This window comes from Micromonospora sp. NPDC000663, assembly GCF_042898105.1.
GTDB lineage: Bacteria > Actinomycetota > Actinomycetes > Mycobacteriales > Micromonosporaceae > Micromonospora.
Genome location: NZ_JBIAYR010000005.1, coordinates 61,009 through 83,793, shown reverse-complemented (window position 1 = coordinate 83,793; position 22,785 = coordinate 61,009). Strand labels below are relative to the sequence as shown.

Sequence of the window (22,785 nt, the reverse complement as noted above, 5' to 3'; positions counted from 1 at the left end):
GCCCACCGGCGGCGCGGACCGCACGGCGCTCACGCCTGGTCGAGGTGGTCGGCGGGCGCCGTCTGGAGCAGCCACGCCAACGGCATGCGCGCCCGCTCCTCGTAACTGCCGTTCCCGCCCAGTCGGTGCAGGGTCACCGTCTGCGCGCCATCCCGGTCCGCCACCCAGTACTGCGGAATACCCGCCGAGGCATACTCGCGGACCTTGCTCACCGAATCCATCGCCTCGGAGCCCGGGGAGACGATCTCCACAACAAGCACGACGTCGGCCACCGTGGCCCAGACGCTGCGGGTCGGCGGCTTTCGCCAGACGGTGAGGTCCGGAATACGGCCACCGTCACCGTCCGGCCCGGGGATGCGCACACCTGCCGCCTGGAGCACGTGATCCGCAGGCCAGCCGGCCATGATCAGCCACGCGAAGAGGCGGCTGGCGATCATCGCGTGTTCCGAGTCTGGCGGCGGCATGACCGACAGGACCCCCTCGGGGCTGGTCTCGTAGCGGTGGCCGTTCGGATCGGCAGCGTTCATCGCCGCCACGTCGTCGAGCGTCACGACGGCGGGCATGTGCATGCCAACGGCCTCGGCGCTCATGAGCCTCATCCTAGGCGAATTCCGGTGGTGACCCGGTGGCACGGCGCGGCCGCTACGGCTGCGGACGCCCGGCGGCTGGAGCCCTTCCGCCTGGCGTCACGCTCGAACACGAAGATCCGGTCGACACGGTTCATGTTCCGTGGCCACTGTCAATGTAATGTTGACACGTGATGGCGGAGCTGGCCCAGCTGGCCGACGTTCAGGCCACCCGCGTGGATCTGGACGAGCGGGAGCTGGACCTCATCGGCCGGGCCCGGCACGGTGGTGCCACGTGGGCGCAGGTCGCGACGGCGTTGGGTCTGGGCAGTCGGCAGGCCGCCGAGCAGCGCCGCCAACGCCTGATGGCCGCGCGCAGATCGCGACGGCAGCGCCTCGACCTCGGTCTCCCGTCGCAGATCGTGGCGCTGCGCACGGCCGTGGCCGACCTCGATCGGTGGCTCGCCACGGACCGTCGGTGGGACGGCCGGTTCCGTCGGGCGGCGCTCGTCCGCCGCACGGTGGACGCCTGCCTGGATGCCGCCCCGGGTTCGCTGTACGCGTTGGCGCTGCACCTCGTCGCCGACCTGTCCGGGGCGCACGAGTGGCTGCCGCCACCGGTGCGGGCCGTCGAGGCGAAGCTCTCCGCCGCGCTGTCAACCACTCGTTGACAGCGCCGTAGCGGTATTGCCGCCGCAAGACTCAAGAACCAGGGTGTGAGTCATCCCGACTCAACCTGGAGGGCTCGTGCGCCGTAACGCCTGGTTGTTCGTGGCCATCTCACTCCTGTCCGGCTTCGGGAGCAGCGCCATGTCGCTTGTCGCCGGCATCTGGATCCTGGACCTGACCGGTTCGACGAGCCTGGCCGCGCTCGCCGGCCTCTGCGTGTACGCCCCGGTACTCGCCGGTCCGTGGCTGGGGGCCGTGGTGGACCGGGTGCCCAGGCGACCACTTGTCATAGGCGTCAACCTCGCGCTGGCGGCCATCCTGCCGGCGCTCTTCGCGGTTCGCGGACCGGGGCAGACCTGGCTGATCTTCGCCGTGTCGTGCGCCTACGGCGTCAGCTACGTCCTCATCGACGCCGGCGAGACCGCGCTGCTGCCGTCCGCGCTGTCACCGTCGGAACTCGGCGACGTCAACGGCTGGCGTTCCAGCGCGCAGGAGGGCATGAAGCTGATCGCTCCGCTTGCCGGCGCGGGTCTCTACGCGTGGCGCGGCGGTCACGCAGTCGTCGTGCTCAGCGCCGCGACGCCGATCCTGGTTGCCCTCCTGTACGCGGCGGTCCGCCTGCGCCGGACGCCGCCCGACCGGCCGAACCGCTCGGACCGGGGCCTCCGGGCCGGGATCTCCGTCCTGGCCCGGCAGCGGGCGACCCGGGTACCTGTGGCGCTCGCCGCCGTGTCGATCGCCATGTCCGGCTTCTCGACCGCGGCGATCTACGCGATAGTCGTCTCGGAGCTGCGCCTGCCGACGACATTCCTCGGGGTGCTTGCCAGTGCGCAGGGCGCGGGTTCCATCGCCGGTGGCCTTGTCGTCGGGCGGCTCATCAGGCGCTGGGGGCCGGTCGGCGTCGGCGGGGCCGGTACGGCGCTGTTCGCCCTCGGTTGCCTGGCGCGCTGCCTGCCGTGGTGGCAGGTCACTGTCGGCGGGGCGGTCCTCGCCGGCGTCGGCCTGCCCTGGACCCTGGTCGCCGCGGTGACCGCCGTGCAGACACACACGCCGACACCACTGCTGGGGCGGGTCGCCGCGACGGCCAACACCGCGATGTTCGGGCCGCTTGTCGTAGCGATTCCACTCGGCTCGGCGGCCGTCCACCTCGGCGCCCGCCCGACGCTCATCGCCGCCGTCGTGATCTGCCTGACGGCCGTGGTCGCCACGCTCTACCGTCCACCGACACCGCACGACGCCCGCCCGGTGGCCGCACGAGATCCCGCAATCCGCTGACCGGGCCCCCGGCCTGCGGGTGAGCGACACACGCTCGGGCCACCCCTCAGAGGAGTCTGGCCAGGGCCTGCGCGGCGGGGGTTTCCGCTGCCGCCTGGTACGCGATGATCACCTGTCCCTCGGCGCTGGCGATGGCGAGCGTTTCCCGTCGCAGCGTGAGCGGCCCGACGATTTCGTGGTTGAAGCGCTTGACCTCGTCCCGCGTCGGCCGTACGTCGTACCCCGCCCAGACCTCGCGAAAGAGGCTGTCGGTCGACAGCGAGGTGATGAGTTCGGCAGTCGCGGGATCACGCGGGTCGGCTTCGGCGCGGAGTGCGCCGGCGCTCTGTGCGGCGATCTCCTTCCAGTCGGGAAACAGCGTCCGTGCCTCGGGATCGAGGAAGATGCCGCGGATCAGGTTCCGACCGGGCGTGTACAGCGGGGACAGCGCCATGGCGAGCTTGTTGGCCGCCAGCACGTCGAAGCGGCGGTCGCGGACGTACGCGGGTGTCTGACTCCACGAGTCGATGAGCTGCCGCACCGCGTCGGAGACCGCCGGGTGCTCGACCCCGGGCGTCGGGGCTGCGGCGAGCGCGGCCAGATGTGCCCTCTCGTCACGATCCAGCCGTAACGCGTTCGCCAGGGCATTGAGCACCTGCGGTGAGGGGTTACGGTCCTTGCCCTGCTCCAGGCGGGTCAGATAGTGCTGGCTCACACCCGCCAGGCGGGCCAGTTCGTCACGGCGCAGTCCCGGTACGCGGCGACGCCCGAACGAGGGCACCCCCGGCTCGTCCGGCCGGACCCGCCCGCGGCGTGCCTTGAGGAAGTCGCCGAGCGCGTTCTCGCCCTTCATTCCCGTCAGCCTAACCCCGTCAGGGTGCTGGTAGCCCTGCCTCCGCCGACGCATGGTCGAGTCATGAAGACATGGTTCATCACCGGCGCATCCCGCGGCTTCGGCCGCATCTGGGCCGAGGCCGCGCTCGCCCGCGGAGACACGGTCGCCGCGACCGCACGCGACGGGAAAGCGCTACAGGATCTGACCGAGGCGTACGGAGACCGCGTTCTGCCGCTGACTCTCGATGTGACCGACCGCCCGGCCGTGTTCGACGCGGTGACCCGGGCAGCGGAGACGTTCGGCCGCCTGGACGTCGTCGTCAACAACGCAGGCTTCGGACTGTTCGGCATGGTCGAGGAGACGACCGAGGAGCAGGCCCGCGCGCAGTTGGAGACGAACCTCTTCGGCGCCCTCTGGGTGACCCAGGCCGTCCTGCCGGTGCTGCGCGCGCAGGGCGCCGGTCACATCCTCCAGGTTTCCAGCATCGGAGGGGTCGGCGCCTTCCCCACCCTCGGGCTGTACAACGCGTCGAAGTGGGCACTGGAGGGTCTCAGCGAGGCGCTGTCCGCCGAGCTCGCCCCACTCGGCCCGAAGGTGACGATCGTGGAGCCAGGACCGTACGGCACCGACTGGTCCGGCGACTCGGCGGTGCACACCGAGCCGATCGCGGCCTACGAGCCCGTACGGCAGGCACGCCGGGCCGGGGCGACCGCCCGCACACCCGACGATCCCGCGCTGACCGCCGGAGTCATCCTGCAACTTGTCGACACCGAGGAGCCGCCGCTGCGCCTGTTCCTCGGGCCGTACCCGTACCGTCTCGCTGAGACGTTGTACCGGGACCGGCTCGCCACCTGGAACGACTGGCGCTGGCTGGCGGAGCAGGCAGCGCCGGGCCACGGGAACAACAAGGGCTGAGTACCTGCCGGTCCCGTGTTTCTCCGGCCGGGTGCCGAGACCGGCAGGTCCCGGCACCCGGTCGGAGCTACCGCCCGTTCACCCCGTCGTGGCTGGCCTGACCGGCGGACGGAGGCTCCCAGAACGGGTCGTCGCCGTCTACGGTCATCCGGGCGCGTGCCGCCAGGGTCTGCCGGCGTGCCCTGCCCCGCGCCACGGCCCCGGCCAGCGCGCGGACCGGACGCGGCAGCAGGTACGCCAGGATCAACAGGACGGCGAGGGCGGCCCCGACCAGGGACAGCACCCGGCTCAGCGTCTCCATACCGCTGGTGGGTGTCGTGGTCGCGGCCTGCACCCCCACGCCGTCGGGGAGCGGCGTCGTGATCGCGGCGACCGGGCTGACCAGGCCCTCGGCGGCCGTGTCCCGCACCTGCCTGCTCACGTCGGCGGCGTGCAGTTTGGGGTGGGCCGAGCGAACGAGGGCGACGGTACCGGCCACGAACGCCGCGGCGTACTCGGCTCCGCTGCCGGAGCGACCGATGGTCGCCACGTCGATGCCGGGGGCCAGCAGGTCCACCGAGTCGCCGGGATAGGCCTCGACCGGTTGCCCGTCGGCTCCGACGCCGCCGACCCGGAGCAGGCCGTCCATCGCTGTGGTCCCGGCCGGCGGGCTCCCCGCCGGCACCACCACCACGACGTCCCGCCCGATCGCCTCGCTGACCGCAGTGCGGATCGCCGGGTCGGCGGCGTCGACGCCGGCGCCGATCAGGACGACCTGGGCGCCGGACGCGGCGGCGACGTCGATGGCGGTGGCCACGGTTCGTGCCGAGACACCCGCTTTGACAGGCACGATCCGCGCCTTCGGCGCCACCCCGAACGTCTTGCCCTCGGCGCCGTCGTCGCCGGCGACGATTCCCGCCAGGGCGGTGCCGATGCCCGCGCAGCCGGTGTCACCGCGACCGGTGCCGGTGGCGATGTCAGCGCCTGTTGATACCCGGTTGGCCAGCTCGGGGGCGGTACCGTCCACACCGGAGGCGATCACCGCGACCGTGACTCCCGAGCCGTCCGCCTCGGGCCACGCCCGGCTCGGCGTCAGCAACGCCTGCCCCCACCCGGCCGCGGCCGGGACGGTCGCCTCGCGGCCGCAGGCCGGGGCGGCACTGCCGCCCGCCGGGGGTACGCCGTACTGCAACTCGGCACCCACCGCGTCCCACGGCAGGATCAGGTGCCAGCCGGCGCTCAGGCGGCTCGGGTCCACGACCCGGCGGCCGTCCGGCTGGACACGGCCCGCGTTGAGGGCGAGGATCTCGCCGGCTCGGCCCGGGTCGCCCAGGAAGCGGGCAGAGATCTCCCAGAGGTTCTCCGGCGCACCCTGGTGGGAGGCGGCAACCGTGTAGTAGGACTGGTTCGCGGCGGTGCCCGGCGGCGGGGCCGCAGCGGCTCCGACAGTGGTCAGGCCGGTCAGCGCGGTCGACAGCAGGGCCGTCAACACGGCTCGGCGGAGCATCATCGTGGGCACCTCACCACTCGGACTTCTCGACGAGCGCCCACTCGTGGTCGTTGTTCGAGCTGCAGGCGAAGAGCGTCAGAGGGGCCCTGGGGTCGGCGTTGCCCTCGCTGGGGATGTCGAGGCACAGCTTGGAGGCCGTATTGCGCAGCCAGTAGTACTGCCAACCGCCGGAGGTGACCTTCGGCTCCAGCCGGAAGTACTGGTTGTCGTTGTCGTAGCAGCCGGTCTCGTTGACCGGGGTGTTCGACTCGACCTTCCCGATGCCCGGCGCGTCGAGGCAGAAGCCGTCGTCCTTGTTGCGGACCCAGTAGAGCTGGTAACCGTCCCGGTCGGTGCCCCGCAGCTCGAACGTCCACTCCTGGTTGTCGTCGCCGGTCTTCGCGCACGTGAACTGGCCCACCGGGCCGTCGCGCGTGCCCGCCCCGAAGTTGGGCAGGTCAACGCAGGTCTTGCGGCGGAGGTTGACGATGAAGTACGGCCCGAAGCTGCCTCCCGCCCCGACGCCGTCGGTCGCCTTGACCGGCGGCTGGTTGTCCCGCGCGGGGGCCTTCGTACCCGTCGGACTCTTCGGCTTCGTGGTGGCCGACGGCGACGGCGCGGAACGGGCGGGAGTCTTTGGCGACTGCAGGCGCGTGTCCTTTGCGTACTCCGCCTGCGCCTTGGTCACGACCTCGGCGAACGCGGTGGCTCGCTCGCGGCCGCCGGTGAAGGTGGCCAGGGCCGCCGGGTACTGGCCGCCGGACTGCTCGACGAGCCTGCACATCGTCTGGCCGAGCGCGGGGATCGCCACCGACGGATCCCACGGGGTCCGTTTCGCGGCCGATTTCACGGTGGTCGTCCAGACTCCCGGGAGGAACTGCGCGATGCCCTGTTCACCGGCGGGGCCCAGCTTGTTCGGGTCGAAGCCGGACGTCGCCGAGATCTGCGCCGCGATCAGCGCGGGCGGCATCTCGGGGCAGACCCTTCCGGCGGCGGCGACAGCCTTCACGTACGCCTCGGGCACCGGGACCACAGAGCCACCGGCGGCCGTCGTTCCGGCCGCCCGGGCCGGTGACGCCGGGCCGCCGCCGAAGGCGGGCTGCAGGGCATACCAGCTGGCGTACCTGTCGGCGGTGTCCACATAGTCACGCGCGCCCGCGGGGATGTCACCTGCCGCGACCACCTGGTCCATGCCGAGCCGGTGCGCCGCCAGCGCGACCCGCCACGGGTCCTGGTCGATCTTCAGGGCCCGGGCCTGGCCGACCAACTGGCACATGGCGTGCGCGAGGGCGGTGATGGCGGCCTCGCGATCGGACGGTTCGGCACCGGGCCACGGCGCGTACTTCCGCCACTGCTCGGGGGTCAACGCGGCGACTCCTGTCGCACCCCCCGCCCGCATGTCGTCCACCGGCTCGTCGCGGAAGTTCGAGGCGACCATGATCTGCCCGGCCAGCCGGGCCGGGGTGAGCGCCGGGCAGGAGGAGGCCGCGCGTACGAGGATCCGCACGTCCGACGCGGTGACCCGGTTGCCCTCAAGCGGCTCGGCGGCGTTGGCCGCCTGTCGTGCCACGAAGGCGCCGACCCCGAGCAGGACGATCAGCGCCAGGGCCGAACCCAGGAACACCGGACGGCTCAGCTTCGGCATCCGGAACATCAGTAACGCTCTCTCTCCGTGGGGATCGGGGTGTCACTCGGCCGGCAGGGCGGCGAGCAGCTCGTCCTCGGTGGGGACGGCGACCTCGTCGTTCCAGCGCAGCGTGCCGACGACCATGTCGAACAGCAGGACGATTGCCTGCACCGCTTCGGCCTCGACGTCGCCGTCGGTCAGCACGGTGTAGGTCAGCACGCCCCAGACGCCGGGCGCGTCGGGGGCCGCCACGAAGTAGCTGACCCGGACCGATGGGGCCTTGCGGTTGAGTGCCTCACTGTCGATGATCTGGCGGATCCTGACGGCCGGGCAACCGTCGATCTCCAGGGCCGTCCCGTCGGGGCCGGCGTCGGCGGCAATCGAGTTCAGCACAGGCACCGGATCCTGCTGGTCCTCGCCGTCGTCGATGACCGACAGCAGAAGCGTGCCGGGCAGCCGCATGCCACGCATCTCCTGCACGGGCAGCACCACCGCCCGGGCACCCTGCCGCTGGGCCTCGTCGGTGGCCTCGGTGAGATCCTTGCGCAGCATCCGCCGCCACGGCCCGGCCTTGTCCCGGGGCAGCGTGTCGGGCAGCGCCTGCTTGACGATCTCGTTGATGACGCGGTCCCGGACGCGGCTGAACTCGGGCGTGGTGGGGATGTGCGCCCAGCCGTCCGGGACGATGAGCTCGAAGTCGATCACGCGACGCCGCCGGCGGGCACGAACCGCAACGGTGCCACGGCGTCCTGGGGCTGTGCACCGAACTGGGTGGCGATCAGGTGCATCACCGCTTCCACGCCGGCGCCGATCACCGCCACCTGCTCAAGGTCGCTGACCCGGGTCGTGAGCAGTACGTCGATCTCCCGGTCCGACCCTTCGAGACGCAGGGCGGCGTTGACCCGACCGTGCAGCCCTTCGGCCTCGTTGCGGGCAAGCGCCAGCACCCGGATGCCATCGCCGTGATCCGTGGACACGTACTCGACGTTCGGTGGCCGCACGTCGTCGGGCAGACCCTCGGCGCCGACCATGGACATCAGATATGCGGGATCGCCGGGTCCCGCCTCCCGAAACTCGGCCAGGACGAGCAGCGGAAGCCAGCGCACCCGGTCGTCGACGAAGCCGGCGCCCCAGACGAGGCGGCAGTTGGCGGGCAGGCCGTCAGCGCGTTCCAACAGGTCTCGGGCCACCGCCGAGCCCACCGCGCCAGGGCTGAACGGGAACTCCTCGGTGGCATCGGCGGGCCAGGCCGCGCGGGCTGCCTCCACCTGCTCGCTCACCCATCCGTCGAGCAGTCCGGCCATGAATTCGGTCCAGGGGCCCCGGTCCGCCTCGTCGGACGGCACGAAGTCCCAGGCCCAGGAGACTTCGATGGGCGTGGCCGCCGATGTCATCAGGCACCCTCGACCAAGTGGTGCTCGGTCGCCTGGAGTCCCGCGACGAACAGCCCGGCGGCCAGGGCGAACGCCTGGTTGATGCCGCCCCAGGTCGCGAATATCGACTGCAGACCGGTGCCGTACCTGCCGAAGGCGCCGCCGAAGAAGGGCAGGCTCTTCAAGAAGCTCAGATCCTTGATGGGGTTGATCCCCATGAAGGCGTTCCACCACGTCTTCATCATGCCGGCGAACCCGTTGCCGAACACCTTGTTGATGGTGCTGCCGACGAAGTTGAAGAATCCGGGCTTGCCAGTTGCGATGGCGAGGGGCTTGGCGAAGTCGAACAGTTCGATGATCTGACCGCCGGGCCTCCAGTTCGCATTGATCCTGATGTTCGACATCGACTTGATGAACTTGCTCACCGATTCGATCTGCTTGCCGAAGGCGCCGACGGCGGCTCCCAGCCCGGCGAACCCGAGCCCGAGCGCGCCGAGCACGACGGACAGCACACTGCCGTCGCCGCCGCCCAGCAACACGCTGTCGGCTATCAGTGTGACCGCCCCGGCGACCACGGCGGCGAGCGCGAGCGCGCCCACCCCCGGGATCAGGATGGCCAGCGCCGTCAGGATCATGGCGATGATCCCGAAGATCTTGCTGATCATCTTGAAGATGTTCATGACCCGCCAGTTGATCTTGTCGGTGAGACCGTCGTCGTAGTTCTTGCAGTTCACCGCGTCACCCAGTCGCTTGCCGGCCACCCCCAGCGCGTCGAGGGCGCCGGTCAGCCGGTTCTTCGCGGCGCTGATCTGCGCGTTCGCGTCGTCCTGCGCGCGCCGCTTGTCCTCGCCCTTCTGCTGCTCCTCCGGCGGGACAGTGCCGTCGGCACCCTTCTGCGGGTCGGGCATCGCGTTCGCCCGGCTCAACGAGGCGGTCGCGTCACCCTCGTCCCGCTCGGCCGCGTTCACCTCGGTGATCGCGCGATCGAGGTCCGGCTCGTACTTCTTGATCTCGGTGGCGACGTCGCGGTAGCGCACCCCGGCCTTGGTGAGACTCTCCGTGAGGGACTTGGCGTCGTCCTTGACCTCGTCGACCCACTTGCCCCGCAGGGCCTCCTCCCCGGCGTCGACGATCTTCTGCAGCTTGCTGACCGTGTCGTCGATCGTGTCGGAGATGAGCTGGTAACGCTTCTGTGCGGCCTCGATGTCGACCGGATCTGCCCTGCGGAGGGTCTCGAGGCGGCGGTCGCTCACTTGCCGCCATCCTCGAGGCTCTTCAGCATCTGCAGATCCGCGTCGGTCCAGGCCTGGTCGGCGCCCTCGATCCGCTCACGGAACTTCTTCATCGCCTCGACCATCTTGTCGCGGCTGCCGGTCCAATTGTCGGCGAAGTCACCCATCGACAGGTTCGCGTTGTGCTGCCCCCACTGGCCCTTCCGCTCGTTCTGGAAGTCCAGCGCACCCTCGAACTGGCTGATCAGCTCGCTGAGGTCCCGAGCCAGATCGGCCAGTCCCTTCACCACGATGTCGGCCATCACACCACCGCTTCCACAGTCGTCGCGTTCACACGCCGGCCCCGGCCGCCGGCTCCAGGAGAGGAATCTGGACGGTCTGGAGTGTCCCGTCGCCCAGGTGCACCCGGGCGACCCCGGGCACCACCTTGTCAGCCAGTGCGGCCCGGGTCAGCCGGACACCCACCAGGTCACCTGCACCCAGGGTAGGCGGGGAGAGCAGCGCGCCCCGCCGGTTCTTCTTGACCTCCACCTGCCAGCCGGAGAAGCCCATCGCCACCGAGGAGATCTCGCCGGCGATCACGACGGCCCGACGCCTGCCGGAAGCGGTGCGGACCAGTTGCCGCAGGTAGTCCCGGCACGGGACGTCACGCCACGCCTCGGCGTCGTCCACGAGAAGCGCGACCGCGTCGTCACCGCTGTCGAGCAGCGCGGAGAACTCCTCCTCGGTAGGGCTCTCCCCGGTCACGACGCCGCGAACCCCGGGACGGCCGACGAGATCGAGCAGCGGCGTCCGCATGGGGGCGCCGATGACGAGTTGAACGCCCGAGCGCAGCAGCGACTCGGCCATCACCCGGAGCGCGGTGCTGCGACCGGACCGGGACGGCCCGGCGATCAGGAACGTCGGTGCCTCGTCGAGCAGGTTCGTGCCGACCGGCGCCAACTCGTCGCCGCCGACACCGACCAACGCCCAGCCCTGCCTCGCGGTGCCGACGGACTCCCAGGCCTGCTCGAAGGTGAGCTGGGTGGGCATGACGGCGATCGTCGCCGGACGCCGCTCGCGGGGCACGTACGCCTCGCGCTCGGTCAGCCGGGTCGCCAGCCTGTGCATCGCGGCAACCTGCGCCGGACCACTCGGGTCGTTCGCCACCAGGCAGACCTGCACCTCGATCGCGGTGTGCGCCCGATAGCCGCGGCCTGCCGGCAGGTTCTCCGGCATCTTGCGCGGATTCAGCCCGGCAAGTGTGGCGTCACTGCGGTCGGAGAGCCGCAGCACCACCTTCTCCTCGCACAGCCCGGCCATCCGGCCGCTCAGCAGACTGTGGTCACCTGTCACGATCAGGTGCACGCCGGCGCTCGCGCCCTCGCGCATCAGGATGTGCACGAGGTCGGTCAGCGCACCGCTGTCGTGCTCGCTGAGGGTTCCCATGAACCCCTCCCAGCGGTCGAGCAACAGCAGGATGTGCGGTAGGCGCTCGGCGACCGGGGCGGCCGCCCGCTGCTCGGTCAGGTCGGCGAAGCCGCCCTGACCGAGGATCCTCTGCCGGCGCTGCACCTCCTCGTGCAGGCGGCGCAGCAGGCGGTCGGCCCGTTCCACATCCGTACGCTGCGCGACCGCTCCGCAGTGCGGGAACCGGGTGATCGGCAGAAGGGCGCCGTTGCCGCAGTCCAACCCGTACAGGTGCAGGTCGCCGACGCTCGCGGCGCTGGCCGCGGCACTGGCGATGGTCCGCAGTGCCTGCGACCGCCCCGACCGGGGAGCCCCGACGATGTGCAGATGACCGAAGGTCGACAGGTCGATCGTCATCGGCGCCTGCTGCTGACTGCGCGGCAGGTCCTGCACGGCCCAGGCGAACGACGGCTCACCGCGCTCGTCGCGCGGCGGCTCGTCGGGCAGGTCCACCACGGAGACCGTCGGCAGTGCCGGCAGCCAGGGACGGCGCTGCGCCGGCACGCCCAGCATGTCGTTGGTCTGCCGGATCGTCGACACCAGCACCGACAGGTCGGTGGCCTCGTCGACCTCGGCCGCGGCACGTGGCCGCTGCGGCGCGGGTCGTCCCAGGTCGAACCAGCCCACCTGGTGCAGGAACGGCGCGGCCACGGCCTCCGTCGGGTTCTGCCGTGGGCGCCGGCCACCGATCCGGCCCGTCTGGAACGGGATGAGCGAGCTGTGGCCGAGCCGGGCGTACGCGCGGCCGGGGTGCGCCGCGGAGATGCTCGCCGCCTCCCGGGCGTCGATCACGTCGGCGCTCTCCCCGGCATCGGTGACCCGCAACGCGACCCGCAGATTGGTGTTGGCCCGGATCTCGGCGGAGACCACGCCGTTGGGGCGCTGGGTGGCGAGGATCAGGTGGATGCCGAGCGACCGGCCCCGCTGGGCGATGTTGACCAGGCCGGTGACGAAGTCCGGCAGCTCACGCGCCATCGAGGCGAACTCGTCGATGACGATCAGCAGTCGCGGGATCGGCTCCGGCACGGGCCGCCTGGTCGCGTAGTCGACGTAGTCCTCGAGGTCCTTGGCGCCGACCGCGGCGAGCAGGTGCTCCCGGTGGGTCAACTCCGCCCCGAGCGAGGTGAGGGCGCGCTCGACCAGGTGGGTGTCGAGGTCGGTGACCATGCCCACGGTGTGTGGCAGGTCGACGCAGTCCTTGAACGCGGCCCCGCCCTTGTAGTCGACGAGTACGAAGTTCATCGCGTCCGGCCGGTTCGCCACGGCGAGCGAGGCCACCACCGTCTGCAGAAACTCCGACTTGCCGGAACCGGTGGTGCCGGCGACCAGCGCGTGCGGACCGTGCTGGACCAGGTCGAGCGCGAACGGCCCGTCGAGGCTGTAGCCGACGGTCGCCCGGGTGCTGCGCGGCGAGGCGTTCCACCGGGCGGCGATCGCGGCGACCGACGGGTCCTCCATCCCCATGATCTCGAGCAGACGCGCGGAGGACGGTAGTGCAGCGTCGCCGTGGCTGTCGCTGACGTCGCGGATCGGCGCCAACCGCCGCGCGGTGGCCGGGAACCAGTCGTCGATCACCTCGTCGACCCGGATGCCGTCGACCTGCGCGGCTCGTTGCCGGCGCAGCGTCGTGGGCAGGCCGTCACCGCCGGCCACCACTGTGGTGCACTCCTCCGGCAGGGTGCGCTCGTCGTTGTCGACGCAGATGAAGTAGACGCCCACGGCCGGGCCGCCGAGCAGGATGGAGACGACGCCGGGCAGGGCGCGCAGCCGCCGGGCGCCGTCCAGCACGACTACCACGTCAGGGTCGGCGAACATCGCGCCCGATCCGACGTCGAGGCGGGCCTGCCGGCGGGCCTCGATCAGCTCGATCAGCTCGGCGATCCGGCGGGCGATGGTCTCGGTGTCCGTGCCGAGCAGGGTCAGGGTCTGCTGCCCCAGCAGGGGACGGGTGTGCGGCAGCCAGGCCGCCCACTCCCACAACGTGCCGCCGCCCGGGTCGGTGAGCACGTAGAGCTGAAGGTCGCGGGGGCTCTGCGCGACGGCCAACTGGCCGACCATCCACCGCGCCAGCCGGCGCGGCCACTCGCCCCGGCCGGCGACGCCCACCACGCCCGCTTGCACGACGGAGAACGAGACCGGTACGTCGTCCAACTGCCTGTCGGTCTGACGGTCCTGGCCGGACTCCTCCACGGTGATCTTGCTGGGCAGGTCGGCGATGCCGACCCGTACCACCAGATGGTCCGGATCGGTGCGGCGCCGCTCCCACAGCCGGGCCCGCGGGCCGGTCGCGACGATCAGCAGTTCGGCCGGGTCGGGTGCGGCAACGCGGCGATCGTGGCGCTCCAGGATGAGCGCCTCGGCGATGTCCTCCTCGATGGCGGCGACACGCGCCGCGTGCTCGGCCGCCTGCCTCCGGTGGCTGGTCCGGCCCTGGCGGCGTCCGGTCCACCAGTTGGCCATCACCATGATCGGCGACATCGCCGCGAACATCAGGTAGATCGGGTTCCGCAGCACGGTGGCCATGACGGCGCCGAACGCGGCGGGCAGCGCGGCGGCCAGCCACGGCAGAGCGTTGGGGATCGGCGCCTTGACCTCGGCCGGGATCTTGAACTTGTCCGGCCGGACCGGCGGGAGCAGCCGCGGCGGGCGGTTGTAGTCGAGGTACTCGCTCTCCGGGGACGGCTCGACGACCGCGTCAGGGCAGAGGACCGGATGTGCCTCCAGTGTGGTGGCACCCACGGTCAGCTGTGTGGTCTCCCGCCACCGCACCTCGGCGCCGGGCAGCTCCTCCCGATCCAGCAGCAGGTCACCCTCGGCGCCGCGGACGTACACCTCGGCGTCGAAGGTGACCCGGACGACGGCTGCCACCGGGGGGACCCCGTCCAGGCGCACCGGGCAGCCCTCGACCGAGCCGATCCGGTGCTCACCCGGCCCGAGGGCCCAGACCCGGCCGGCGCCGGCACCTGTCACCGCCCGGATGGTGACCAGACCACCGGTCGGGACGTACGGGGCCGGCCCGGGCCCGCCGACCCACAGCACCGAACCGTCGTGCACGCCGCTGGCGGACAACGGAACGTCGAGGTCGAGCGGCCCGTGGTCGAGATAGATCCGGCCGGATCCCGGGAGTTGACCGTGCGCGATGGAGGACGGGTCGAGACTGTCCAGCAGGTTCTTGACGATGTCCCGCACCGGGGTGGCGGGGTCGGCGTCCACGACCACGTCGGCCGACCACGCCTGCGGGGACGCCAGGGTGATCAGCATGCGCACGGCGTATCCCTGTTACTTGTTCAGCGAACCGGCGAGCTGGGTGTCCATGTCGCGCAGCGCCTCAACGGCCTTGTCCAGCCACTCGGAGAGCAGGTCGAGGTTCTGCATCAGCTCGTTCGCCGCGCTCACGAACTCGGTGTGCACCTCGTCGAACTTGGTGGACGCCTGGTCGGTCACGAAGCCGGAGGCGGTCAGGTTGTCCACGATCGACTTGCACTCGGTCAGCCGGGAGTCGATCTCGTTCTTGTTGTTGCGCATGCGGGTCGCGCTGTCCGACATCTCCGTGTAGGTGATGTTGAGATTCGCCATCGGGTCGTCCCTTCGAATGGTGCGAGCCCACGCAGCACGCCCGGCCCGCTTGGCATCGCGCATCAACGTAGGAAGGCCGCCCGTTCGCGGTCCAGACCGGAGTTCGCCCGCTGGGCCCGTGGGCCCAGGGTTTTCGTTGACAGCCGTCACCGCGCCACCGACGATGCCAAGGCCCGAGTGAAGGAGTGGACGATGAGCTGGCTGGGACGTTCCCCCGGTGACCTCCGCTCGCCCGAATCGGGGGCCCACGAGCGGTCCGGCGCCTGGACCATCGACCGGGCGGTACGCGCCCTCGCCACCGGATGCGCCGACGGGCAGCGAGCTGTTCCGGCCGTCGGCGCCGTGGTCCTGGGCCCGGAGGCCGTGGTGTTGCGCCTGACCACCCCCGACGAGGCGCCGCCACCCGGCTGGACCACCGAGGACCACGGCCGCACCTGGCGGGCGTCCCTCGGGTGGCTGGCGACCGCGGCGCCGGTGAACGACCGGCTCGCGCACCCGTTCCCGCTGCTCGTCTCGCTCGGCGTGACCGACGGCGGACGGCTGCTGCTCAACCTCGCAGAGGCGGACGGGCTCATCAGCGTAGGCGGCGACCTCGGGCTGGCCCGAGGCCTGGTCCGGTCGTGGTCCCGGCGGCTCACCACCAGCCCGTGGTCGACCGGTTCGCGGGTGATCAGGGTCGGATTCGAGCCCGACCACGACTTCACCGGGCTGGACGTGTCGCGGCTGGTCGAGGCCGGACAGGCGTTGAACGACCCGCAGGGCGGCGTCCTGGTGTTCGCCGACCCGCCAGTGGGCCGCGACGTCTACCAGGTCGACCGGCTGCTGGCCGAGCCGGTGCGACGCTGGTCGGTGGTGGCCGTCGGTATGGATGGCGCGACCTGGCGATTCACGGTCGGGATGGACGGCACCATCGACACCGGCATCCTGGCGGAGCAGGTGCGCCTGCGCCCGTAGCGGGCCGTGTGAAGCGAACGTGAAGGCGTCGTGAAGCCGGCGGCAGCAGACTGGTTGCCATGATCACGGTTCCCGCGCAGCCGGGGGCGGCCGGTGCCCGGGTGCGGGTTGCGATCTCCAGCCCGGAGATCCTTGCCCACATCCGCCACGAATTCGCCAGCAAGGGCTTGGACGCGCACATCGACGGCCTGCCCTCGGTAGACGTCGTCGTCACCCCCAGGGGCGACGCCACACCGGCGACGGGTGCGCTCGCCGGTGCCCTGAACGAGCTGGCCGGGCCGCACACCAGGCAACGGGAGCCGGCCACGGCCCGCTACCGGCTGGGGCTGGTCCCGCGCGTCCGCCGCCCGTCCCCCACGCTCGGTGGCAACCGCGCGCCGGCCGGCGGTACGTCGTGCACGCACAGGCACCCGTCACTGTCACGGCGCGAGGCCGAGGTGATGGACTCGATCAGCAGGGGGATGCGCAACGCCGACATCGCCGCGCTGCTGCGGATCCGGGAAAAGACTGTGAAGAACCACGTGAACCGCATCTTCACCAAACTTGGCGCCCGCACCCGCATCGAGGCCGTGCTGATCTGGCAGCGGGAGCGGGTGGCCGGCTAGACGTCCAGAGCCGCCAGGAAGGCCCGCACCTCGACCACCTCCTCGGCGTGCAACTGCTCGAGCGGGGCGAGGGCCCGGCGAGCGAGGTCAGCGACGACCTCTGCCCGTACGCCGTGCTCCACGACGCCGCCGCGTGCGCTCGCCCTGGCGAGCCCGAACAGCGCGAGGCCCTCGTGGTAGAGGTCCCCGACGTCCCTGCTGATCCGCAGTGCCTCGCCGAACGACTCCTCGGCCGCCCCCTGCCGTCCGAGACCGTGCTGAGCCAGTCCGATGTTGATGAGCAGGTTGGCCTCGAGGATCCGGCTCCGCGACCGGCGGGCGTACTCCAGACCGGGCAGCCCGTCGCGCATCGCCTCCTCCCACCGGCCCGTCTCCGCGTTCAGTTCGCAGAGGACGTCGTGCGTGGCCGCCAGGTAGTAGTCGATCCCCTCCCGACGCGCGAGCGCCAACGCCTCGCGGGCCGGGCCACGGGCCGCCTCGTACTCCTTCGCCTCGCGCATCGTCGACGCCAGGTTGCCGAGCAGGCTGATCCGGTACCGCCAGTCGTCCGGGTGGCCGAGCAGTTCCAGGCCGCGGTTGAGCTGCCGTACCGCGATCTCGTTCTGCCCGAGCCGCGAGTACGCGACGCCGCGATGGTTGAACAGGATCGCGCGGGCGACGTGGTTGCCGGCGGCCTCGGCGGAACGCATCGCCACGCGCAGCAGATCCAGCCACTCCAACGGCTGGCCGGCCACGTAGAAGTAGTCGAACACCAGGCAGGCCAGGTGCCAGGCCGCCCCGTGCTGCCCCTCACGCTGGGCCGCGCGCACGAGCGCCACGATGTTCGGCCGCTCCGCCTCGCACCACCGCAGGCAGTCCTGCTGCCCGTGGAACACGACAGGCGGGACGTCGCTGTGCGGCGGCTCGACCGGCGTGCCGCGCAGGAACATCCCGTTGCCGCTCCACCCCGACAGCGTGACGCGGTACCAGGACAGGACCCGCGACAGGGCATCGCGCCGCTCGCCCGGCTCGAGGTCACCGGACAGCTCGGCGGCGTACACCCGGGTGAGGTCGTGCAACGTGAACCTGTCGTTCTCCTGCTCCAGGAGGCAGAGCGCGCTGAGCTTGCCGAGCAGGATCTCGGCCCGCTCGACCGGGACGCCGAACAGCGCCGAGGCGATGTACCGGGTCACGCTCGCACCGGGGAAGACACCGAGGAGCCGGAAGGCCCAGGCCGCGTCGTCGCTGAGCGCGGCGAACGACCAGGACAGCACGCCGCGTACGGAGCAGAGTGGGTCGTCGTCCAGTTGCAGCCCGTCCAGCCGTTGCCGGACGTCCTCCAGTTGGCCGACGAGGTCGCCGATGCGCGTGCCCCTGGTCGACACCACCCGCTCGGCCGCGATCTGCAGGGCGAACGGCGACCTGTCGCACAGCGCCATGAGCCGGTGGGCGGATTCCGGCTCGGCCCGTACCCGGTCCTCCCCGATCGCGGTGGTGAGCAGGCTCAGTGACTCCTGGTCGTTGAGCGCTCCGAGTTGGATGCGGCGCGCGGCATGGCGGACGACCAGTCTGGAGAGGCGGTTGCGGCTCGTCACGATGACGAAGCAGGTGTTGCCGCCGGGCAGCAGGTCCTCGATCTGGTCGTCCGACTTGGCGTTGTCGAGGACCAGCAGCATGCGTTTGTCGGCGACTAGGCTGCGCCACAGCACGATGCGGTCCTCCCGTCCGCTCGGGATGTGGCGGGCGCCGACCGAGGTGAGCAACTGGTGCAGGGCGGCGTCGGGCGTGAGGGCGGCGTGCGACGGGTCGAACCCGCGCAGGTTGAGGTAGATCTGCCCGTCCGGGTACTGGTCGCGCAGCAGATGCCCGGCGCGTACCGCGAGCGCGGTCTTGCCGATGCCGCCGACGCCCACGATCCCGACGATCCGCCTCCGTGATTCGGTCACCCCGCCGGCGCACTGCATCACGGTGAGCAGCTCGGCGGTCCGTCCCACGAAGGCATCGTTGTCGGACGGCAGCTGGGCGGGCCGGACGGGTTCCCCGGGCGGCGGTGCCCCGGGCGGCGGTTCCCCGGCTCTGCGACGTTCGTCGGCCAGGATCTCGGCGTAGACCTCCTGGATGGCAAGTGACGGACTGATGCCCAGCTCGGCGGCGAGCCCGCTGCGCAGATTCTCGTACTGGGCCAGGGCGTCGGCGGTCCGTCCGCTGCCGTGGAGCGCTCTCATGAGGACAGTGCGGAGCCGCTCGTCGAATGGATGGGCCGGAACCTCCAGCAGCAGCCGGCTGACCACATCCGGGAGTCCACGAGGACCGGTGATCTCGGCGTACTCGATGAGAAGTTGCAGCCGCAGCTCGGCGAACCTGTCGCGGGCCAGCGCGACGAAGGGGCCCGGCACCCCTGTGCAGAGTGTGCCCACGGTCCACGCCTCCAGGGCGCGCTCGTACGCGGCAGGAGCGTTCGGGGTGCCGCGGGCCGCCCGCGCCCGATCGGCCAGATCCTTGGCCCGGATGGCGTCGAACATCGTTCGGTCGAGTCGCAGGCAGTAACCGGCACGGTCACTGACCAGGGCGTCCTTCGCCGGCCCGAGTGCACGGCGGAGCCCTGAGACATAGGTGTGCAGACTCCCGGCGGCGGTGGCGGGAGCCGCCTCACCCCAGACCCGCTCGATGAGTTCCCCACGGGAGACGGTGGTGCCCGCGCAGAGGGCGAGCACGGCGAACGCGGCACGCTGCTTGGGCGGGCCGATCTCGATCTCTTCGCCGTCGACGTAGGCGCGGAGCGGCCCGATTCCCTGGACCAGCAACCTGCCGTCACTCAATGCGACCCCGTCCCGCCAGGGTCCGCAGTCGTCGTCGTCGCTGCCAAGAGGCACTCCTCGCGGTCAACACCCCCGACCGATCCCCGACCCGACACCCCCGTCGGTACGGGACGAACCGGGCGGCATTAACGATAGCCCACTCATGTTTCCGCGATTGCACATCTTTCACCGCGCCGAACGCCCGCCGCCGGGCGATCCAGATCGCCACGGCTGCCATCCGGGTCAGCCGTGACATCGCGATGGTGTTCGGCAGGGCGTGCGCGGGTGGTTAACTATCAGGCCATGCCGCTGCGTACGGACGAGGTCGAGCTGTTCGAGCGCTCCAGGGCCCGTCTGGAGGCGATCGCCTACCGTCTGCTGGGCTCGGCGAGCGACGCCGAGGACGCGGTCCAGGACACGTTCCTGCGCTGGCAGGCCGCCGACCGGGAGCACGTGGAGACGCCCGAGGCGTGGCTGACGAAGGTGCTCACCAACGTGTGCCTCAACCAGCTGACCTCGGCGCGCGCCAGGCGGGAGACCTATGTGGGCACCTGGCTTCCCGAGCCCGTCCTCGCCGGGGACCGGATGCTCGGCCCTGTCGACACCGTCGAGCAGCGCGAGTCGGTGTCGATGGCCGTGCTCACCCTGATGGAGCGGCTGACGCCCAACGAACGCGCGGTGTACGTGCTGCGCGAGGCCTTCGGCTACCCGCACACCGAGATCGCCGACATCCTGGGCGTCACCGAGTCGAACTGCCAGCAGATCTACCGCCGCGCGAAGCAGCACGTCGCCGCGGGTCGTTCCCGCGTCGAGGTGGACGAGGCGGCCACCCGCAGAATCGTCGCGGAGTTCCTCGCCGCCGCCACCAGCGGCGAGACCCGGCGCCTGGTCGAGTTGCTTACCGACGACGTGACAAGCGTCGGCGACGGCGGGGGCAAGATCCCGGCCCGGACCGCTCCGATCGTGGGTGCGCTGGCGGTGGCGAAGTTCCTGCGTGGCCTGTTCAAGCCCAGCGACGTCAAGCGCGACCTGGTGGGTGGCCGGCCGGCCCTCTACGTCCAGGTCGCCAACGGCAGCCCGGCGGTGGTGGTCGTGATCGACGACCGGGTCGTCGGCGTCATGTCCCTGGAGGTGACACCTGAAGGCGTCGCCGACATTCGCAGCCAGGTCAACCCCGACAAGCTCGAACGGGCCACCCGCCACTGGTCCACCTCCGAACACGGGGAACCCCTCCGCACGGTCTGGTGACCCAGGTCTCAGCCGACTCCTGTCAGCAATCGCGTCGCTGCCCGGTTCAGGAAGCGACCACCAAGCGAGACAGGAGTGCCACCATGAAGCACCGCATCGTCGTCCTCGGGGCCGGATACGCCGGGGCCACAGCCGCCGGTCGCCTCGCCCGCCGGCTGCACCCGGACGACACCGAGATCACCGTCGTCAACGCCGACCCCGACTTCGTCGAGCGGGTCCGCATGCACCAGCTCGCCACCGGGCAGGACCTCAAGACCCACGAGCTGAGCAGGGTGTACGCGGGCACCGGCGTACGGGTCCGCCTGGCCCGGGTCACCGCCGTCGACGTCGACCGCCGGACCGTCGCCCTCGTCGACGACAAGGGCGCCGACGAGGTGGCGTACGACACCCTGGTCTACGCCCTCGGCAGCGCCGCCGCCGACCACGGCGTGGCGGGCGTCGCCGAGCACGCGTACGACATCTCGGGCCGGGCGTCGGCGCTGCGGCTGCGCGACCGCCTCGCCCACCTCGGCACCGGCGGGACCGTGCTCGTCGTCGGCGGCGGCCTCACCGGCCTGGAGGCGGTCACCGAGATCGCCGAGGCCCGGCCCGACATCGACGTCGCGCTCGCCGCCCGTGGCGGCCTCGGCGACTGGCTCACCGGCAGGGCGCAGCAGCACCTGCGTGGCGTCTGTGACCGGCTCGGCATCACCGTGCACGAGCACACCGACATCGCCCGGGTCGACGGGACCGGCGCGGTCACCGCCGACGGCCTGGTGATCCCGGCCGACGTGACGGTGTGGACGACGGGCTTCGCCGTCCACACCATCGCCGCCGCCACGACCCTGACCGTCGCGGACACCGGACAGATCGTCGTGGACGACACCATGCGCTCGGTCTCCCACCCCGACGTGTACGCCGTCGGCGACGCCGGACTCGCCCAGGGGCCGGGCGGCAGGCCGCTGCGGATGTCCTGCGCCTCGGGCGTCCCGATGGCCTGGCAGGCCGCCGACGCCATCGCCGCACGCCTGACCGGGCAGCGCCGGTACGCCAAGGCGCCGCTGCGCTACTTCAACCAGTGCATCAGCCTCGGCCGCCGCGACGGCATCATCCAGTACGTGACAGCCGACGACAGGGCCAAGCCGTCCTTCCTCGCAGGCCGGCTGGCGGCCGGCTACAAGGAGGTCGTCTGCAAGGGTGCGGCCTGGGGCATCGCCCACCCGGTGCTGTACCCGGTGCGCCGCCGCCGCATCGTCGCGCCCCGGACGGAGACCGTCCCGACGATGTCGTGAGGTGTCAGGAGAACGTCCGGCGCGCCCACGTACGGAAGTCGGTGGTGGGCAGGCCGAGGGCACGGGTCATCTCCGGTCGGGCGGGACTGCCGTTCTCGTTGATCTGCTCGACCGCGTTGACCATGGCGGGCAGCAGGCCGTGCTCGACGGCCTGCTGCGGGGTGAGCACGGGCGCGGTGACCGCCCGGCCGGTGACCTCACCGAGGATGGCGGCGACCTCGGTCATGGTGAGCAGGTCGCCGGCGAGTTCGACGTCCAGGCCGTCGAGCTTGCCCGGGCTGGTGAACGCGGTCGCCGCGGCCTCGCCGATGTCGTCGACGGCGATCCACGGAAGCCGCGTGTCCGCCGCGAAGCCGGTGATGATCGTGCCGCTGGACCAGTCGCCGAAGAGGTAGGACCAGCCGACGAGGTTCTCCATGAAGGTCGAGGGCTTGAGGATGGTCCAGTGCGCGAAGCCACCGGTGCGCACCATCTCGTCGATCGCCGCCTTGCTCTCCCAGTAGTGCCTGTCCCACCGACCCTCGGCCCATCCGGGCTGGTTGCGGTGGAAGTCGCCGGCGCCGGAGACGCTGCTGTGCACCACGTGCGACACGCCGGCCCGGCGCGCCGCCTCGACGACGTTGCGGCCGCGGGTCACCTCGGCGTCGCCAGGCATGTTCGTCACGTCGGGGTACGGGATGGAGAAGAGGCCGTCCATCCCGTCCGCCGCGGCGAGCAGCGACTCCGTGTCGTCCAGGTCGCCCGTGACCAGTTCGGCGCCCCGCTCCCGCAGAGCCTTGGCGCCGTCGCTGCCCGGGTCCCGGGCCAGGGCACGGACCGCGACGCCTCGGTCCAGCAGCGCGCGGGCCGTGGCCCCGCCCTGCTTGCCTGTCGCGCCGATGACGAGAACAGCCATGATGCCTCCCCAGGACAAAGTGGGGTGACCCCCCACTTCTCGTCAGTTACGATATGGGGGACCACCCCACT

At 71.4% G+C, this 22,785-nt stretch carries 19 protein-coding genes; 7 read left to right on the top strand and 12 right to left on the bottom strand.

Annotation, left to right across the window (positions count from 1 at the left end; translation table 11 throughout):
- Positions 1-29: 29 nt before the first annotated feature.
- Complete coding sequence (locus tag ACFY1S_RS18895) at positions 30-590, bottom strand: Uma2 family endonuclease (protein ID WP_387119525.1); 561 nt, start codon at positions 588-590, stop codon at positions 30-32.
- A gap of 167 nt (positions 591-757) precedes the next feature.
- Between ACFY1S_RS18895 and ACFY1S_RS18890 the strand changes: the two genes are divergently transcribed.
- Both ACFY1S_RS18890 and ACFY1S_RS18885 read left to right on the top strand, forming a co-directional pair.
- Positions 758-1,237 carry a hypothetical protein gene (locus ACFY1S_RS18890; protein WP_387119522.1) on the top strand — a complete coding sequence of 160 codons (480 nt, stop codon included), beginning with the start codon at positions 758-760 and terminating at the stop codon, positions 1,235-1,237.
- Between the two features lie 76 nt (positions 1,238-1,313).
- Entirely contained in the window at positions 1,314-2,510 is a 1,197-nt protein-coding gene (locus ACFY1S_RS18885; RefSeq protein WP_387119519.1) for an MFS transporter, read from the top strand.
- A 46-nt stretch (positions 2,511-2,556) separates the two neighbouring features.
- On the opposite strand, the gene ACFY1S_RS18880 is transcribed toward ACFY1S_RS18885, so the two are convergent.
- Positions 2,557-3,342, bottom strand: coding sequence for a helix-turn-helix domain-containing protein (locus ACFY1S_RS18880; protein ID WP_387119516.1), 786 nt, complete (start codon positions 3,340-3,342; stop codon positions 2,557-2,559).
- 63 nt (positions 3,343-3,405) lie between these two features.
- Between ACFY1S_RS18880 and ACFY1S_RS18875 the strand changes: the two genes are divergently transcribed.
- Positions 3,406-4,239 carry an SDR family NAD(P)-dependent oxidoreductase gene (locus ACFY1S_RS18875; protein ID WP_387119513.1) on the top strand — a complete coding sequence of 278 codons (834 nt, stop codon included), beginning with the start codon at positions 3,406-3,408 and terminating at the stop codon, positions 4,237-4,239.
- Positions 4,240-4,306: 67 nt separating this feature from the next.
- Here the strand turns inward: ACFY1S_RS18875 and ACFY1S_RS18870 are convergent, their stop codons facing one another.
- From ACFY1S_RS18870 to ACFY1S_RS18835, 8 genes are read right to left on the bottom strand one after another with little or no spacing between them, the layout of a single operon-like run.
- Complete coding sequence (locus ACFY1S_RS18870) at positions 4,307-5,728, bottom strand: S8 family serine peptidase (protein WP_387119509.1); 1,422 nt, start codon at positions 5,726-5,728, stop codon at positions 4,307-4,309.
- 10 nt (positions 5,729-5,738) lie between these two features.
- Positions 5,739-7,361 carry an RICIN domain-containing protein gene (locus tag ACFY1S_RS18865; protein WP_387119506.1) on the bottom strand — a complete coding sequence of 541 codons (1,623 nt, stop codon included), beginning with the start codon at positions 7,359-7,361 and terminating at the stop codon, positions 5,739-5,741.
- 33 nt (positions 7,362-7,394) lie between these two features.
- Complete coding sequence (locus ACFY1S_RS18860; protein WP_387119503.1) at positions 7,395-8,039, bottom strand: hypothetical protein; 645 nt, start codon at positions 8,037-8,039, stop codon at positions 7,395-7,397.
- Positions 8,036-8,728, bottom strand: a complete 693-nt coding sequence (locus ACFY1S_RS18855) for a hypothetical protein (RefSeq protein ID WP_387119500.1) — start codon at positions 8,726-8,728, stop codon at positions 8,036-8,038. Before ACFY1S_RS18855 ends, ACFY1S_RS18860 begins: the two co-directional genes overlap by 4 nt.
- Positions 8,728-9,960: a hypothetical protein gene (locus ACFY1S_RS18850; RefSeq protein ID WP_387119497.1), complete on the bottom strand. Its 1,233-nt coding sequence runs from the start codon at positions 9,958-9,960 to the stop codon at positions 8,728-8,730. The genes ACFY1S_RS18855 and ACFY1S_RS18850 overlap by 1 nt, the downstream gene beginning before the upstream one ends.
- A complete protein-coding gene (locus tag ACFY1S_RS18845) occupies positions 9,957-10,241 on the bottom strand; it encodes a hypothetical protein (protein ID WP_387119494.1) in 285 nt (94 codons plus the stop codon). The genes ACFY1S_RS18850 and ACFY1S_RS18845 overlap by 4 nt, the downstream gene beginning before the upstream one ends.
- A 28-nt stretch (positions 10,242-10,269) precedes the next feature.
- Positions 10,270-14,649 (bottom strand): FtsK/SpoIIIE domain-containing protein, encoded by a 4,380-nt coding sequence (locus tag ACFY1S_RS18840; RefSeq protein WP_387120244.1) that lies wholly within the window; start codon positions 14,647-14,649, stop codon positions 10,270-10,272.
- Positions 14,650-14,667: 18 nt separating this feature from the next.
- A complete protein-coding gene (locus ACFY1S_RS18835; protein WP_364362360.1) occupies positions 14,668-14,964 on the bottom strand; it encodes a WXG100 family type VII secretion target in 297 nt (98 codons plus the stop codon).
- 192 nt (positions 14,965-15,156) lie between these two features.
- On the opposite strand from ACFY1S_RS18835, the gene ACFY1S_RS18830 reads away from it, so the two are divergent.
- Positions 15,157-15,918 (top strand): hypothetical protein, encoded by a 762-nt coding sequence (locus ACFY1S_RS18830; protein ID WP_387119491.1) that lies wholly within the window; start codon positions 15,157-15,159, stop codon positions 15,916-15,918.
- Between the two features lie 59 nt (positions 15,919-15,977).
- Positions 15,978-16,523 carry a helix-turn-helix transcriptional regulator gene (locus ACFY1S_RS18825; protein WP_387119488.1) on the top strand — a complete coding sequence of 182 codons (546 nt, stop codon included), beginning with the start codon at positions 15,978-15,980 and terminating at the stop codon, positions 16,521-16,523.
- On the opposite strand, the gene ACFY1S_RS18820 is transcribed toward ACFY1S_RS18825, so the two are convergent.
- A complete protein-coding gene (locus tag ACFY1S_RS18820; protein WP_387119485.1) occupies positions 16,520-19,321 on the bottom strand; it encodes a BTAD domain-containing putative transcriptional regulator in 2,802 nt (933 codons plus the stop codon). The genes ACFY1S_RS18825 and ACFY1S_RS18820 overlap by 4 nt on opposite strands.
- A 282-nt stretch (positions 19,322-19,603) precedes the next feature.
- On the opposite strand from ACFY1S_RS18820, the gene ACFY1S_RS18815 reads away from it, so the two are divergent.
- Positions 19,604-20,548 (top strand): RNA polymerase sigma-70 factor, encoded by a 945-nt coding sequence (locus ACFY1S_RS18815; RefSeq protein WP_387119482.1) that lies wholly within the window; start codon positions 19,604-19,606, stop codon positions 20,546-20,548.
- An 83-nt stretch (positions 20,549-20,631) separates the two neighbouring features.
- Positions 20,632-21,819: an NAD(P)/FAD-dependent oxidoreductase gene (locus ACFY1S_RS18810; RefSeq protein ID WP_387119479.1), complete on the top strand. Its 1,188-nt coding sequence runs from the start codon at positions 20,632-20,634 to the stop codon at positions 21,817-21,819.
- Positions 21,820-21,823: 4 nt separating this feature from the next.
- Here ACFY1S_RS18810 and ACFY1S_RS18805 read toward each other — a convergent pair whose 3' ends face one another.
- Positions 21,824-22,714: an NmrA/HSCARG family protein gene (locus tag ACFY1S_RS18805; RefSeq protein ID WP_387119476.1), complete on the bottom strand. Its 891-nt coding sequence runs from the start codon at positions 22,712-22,714 to the stop codon at positions 21,824-21,826.
- Positions 22,715-22,785 lie beyond the last annotated feature (71 nt).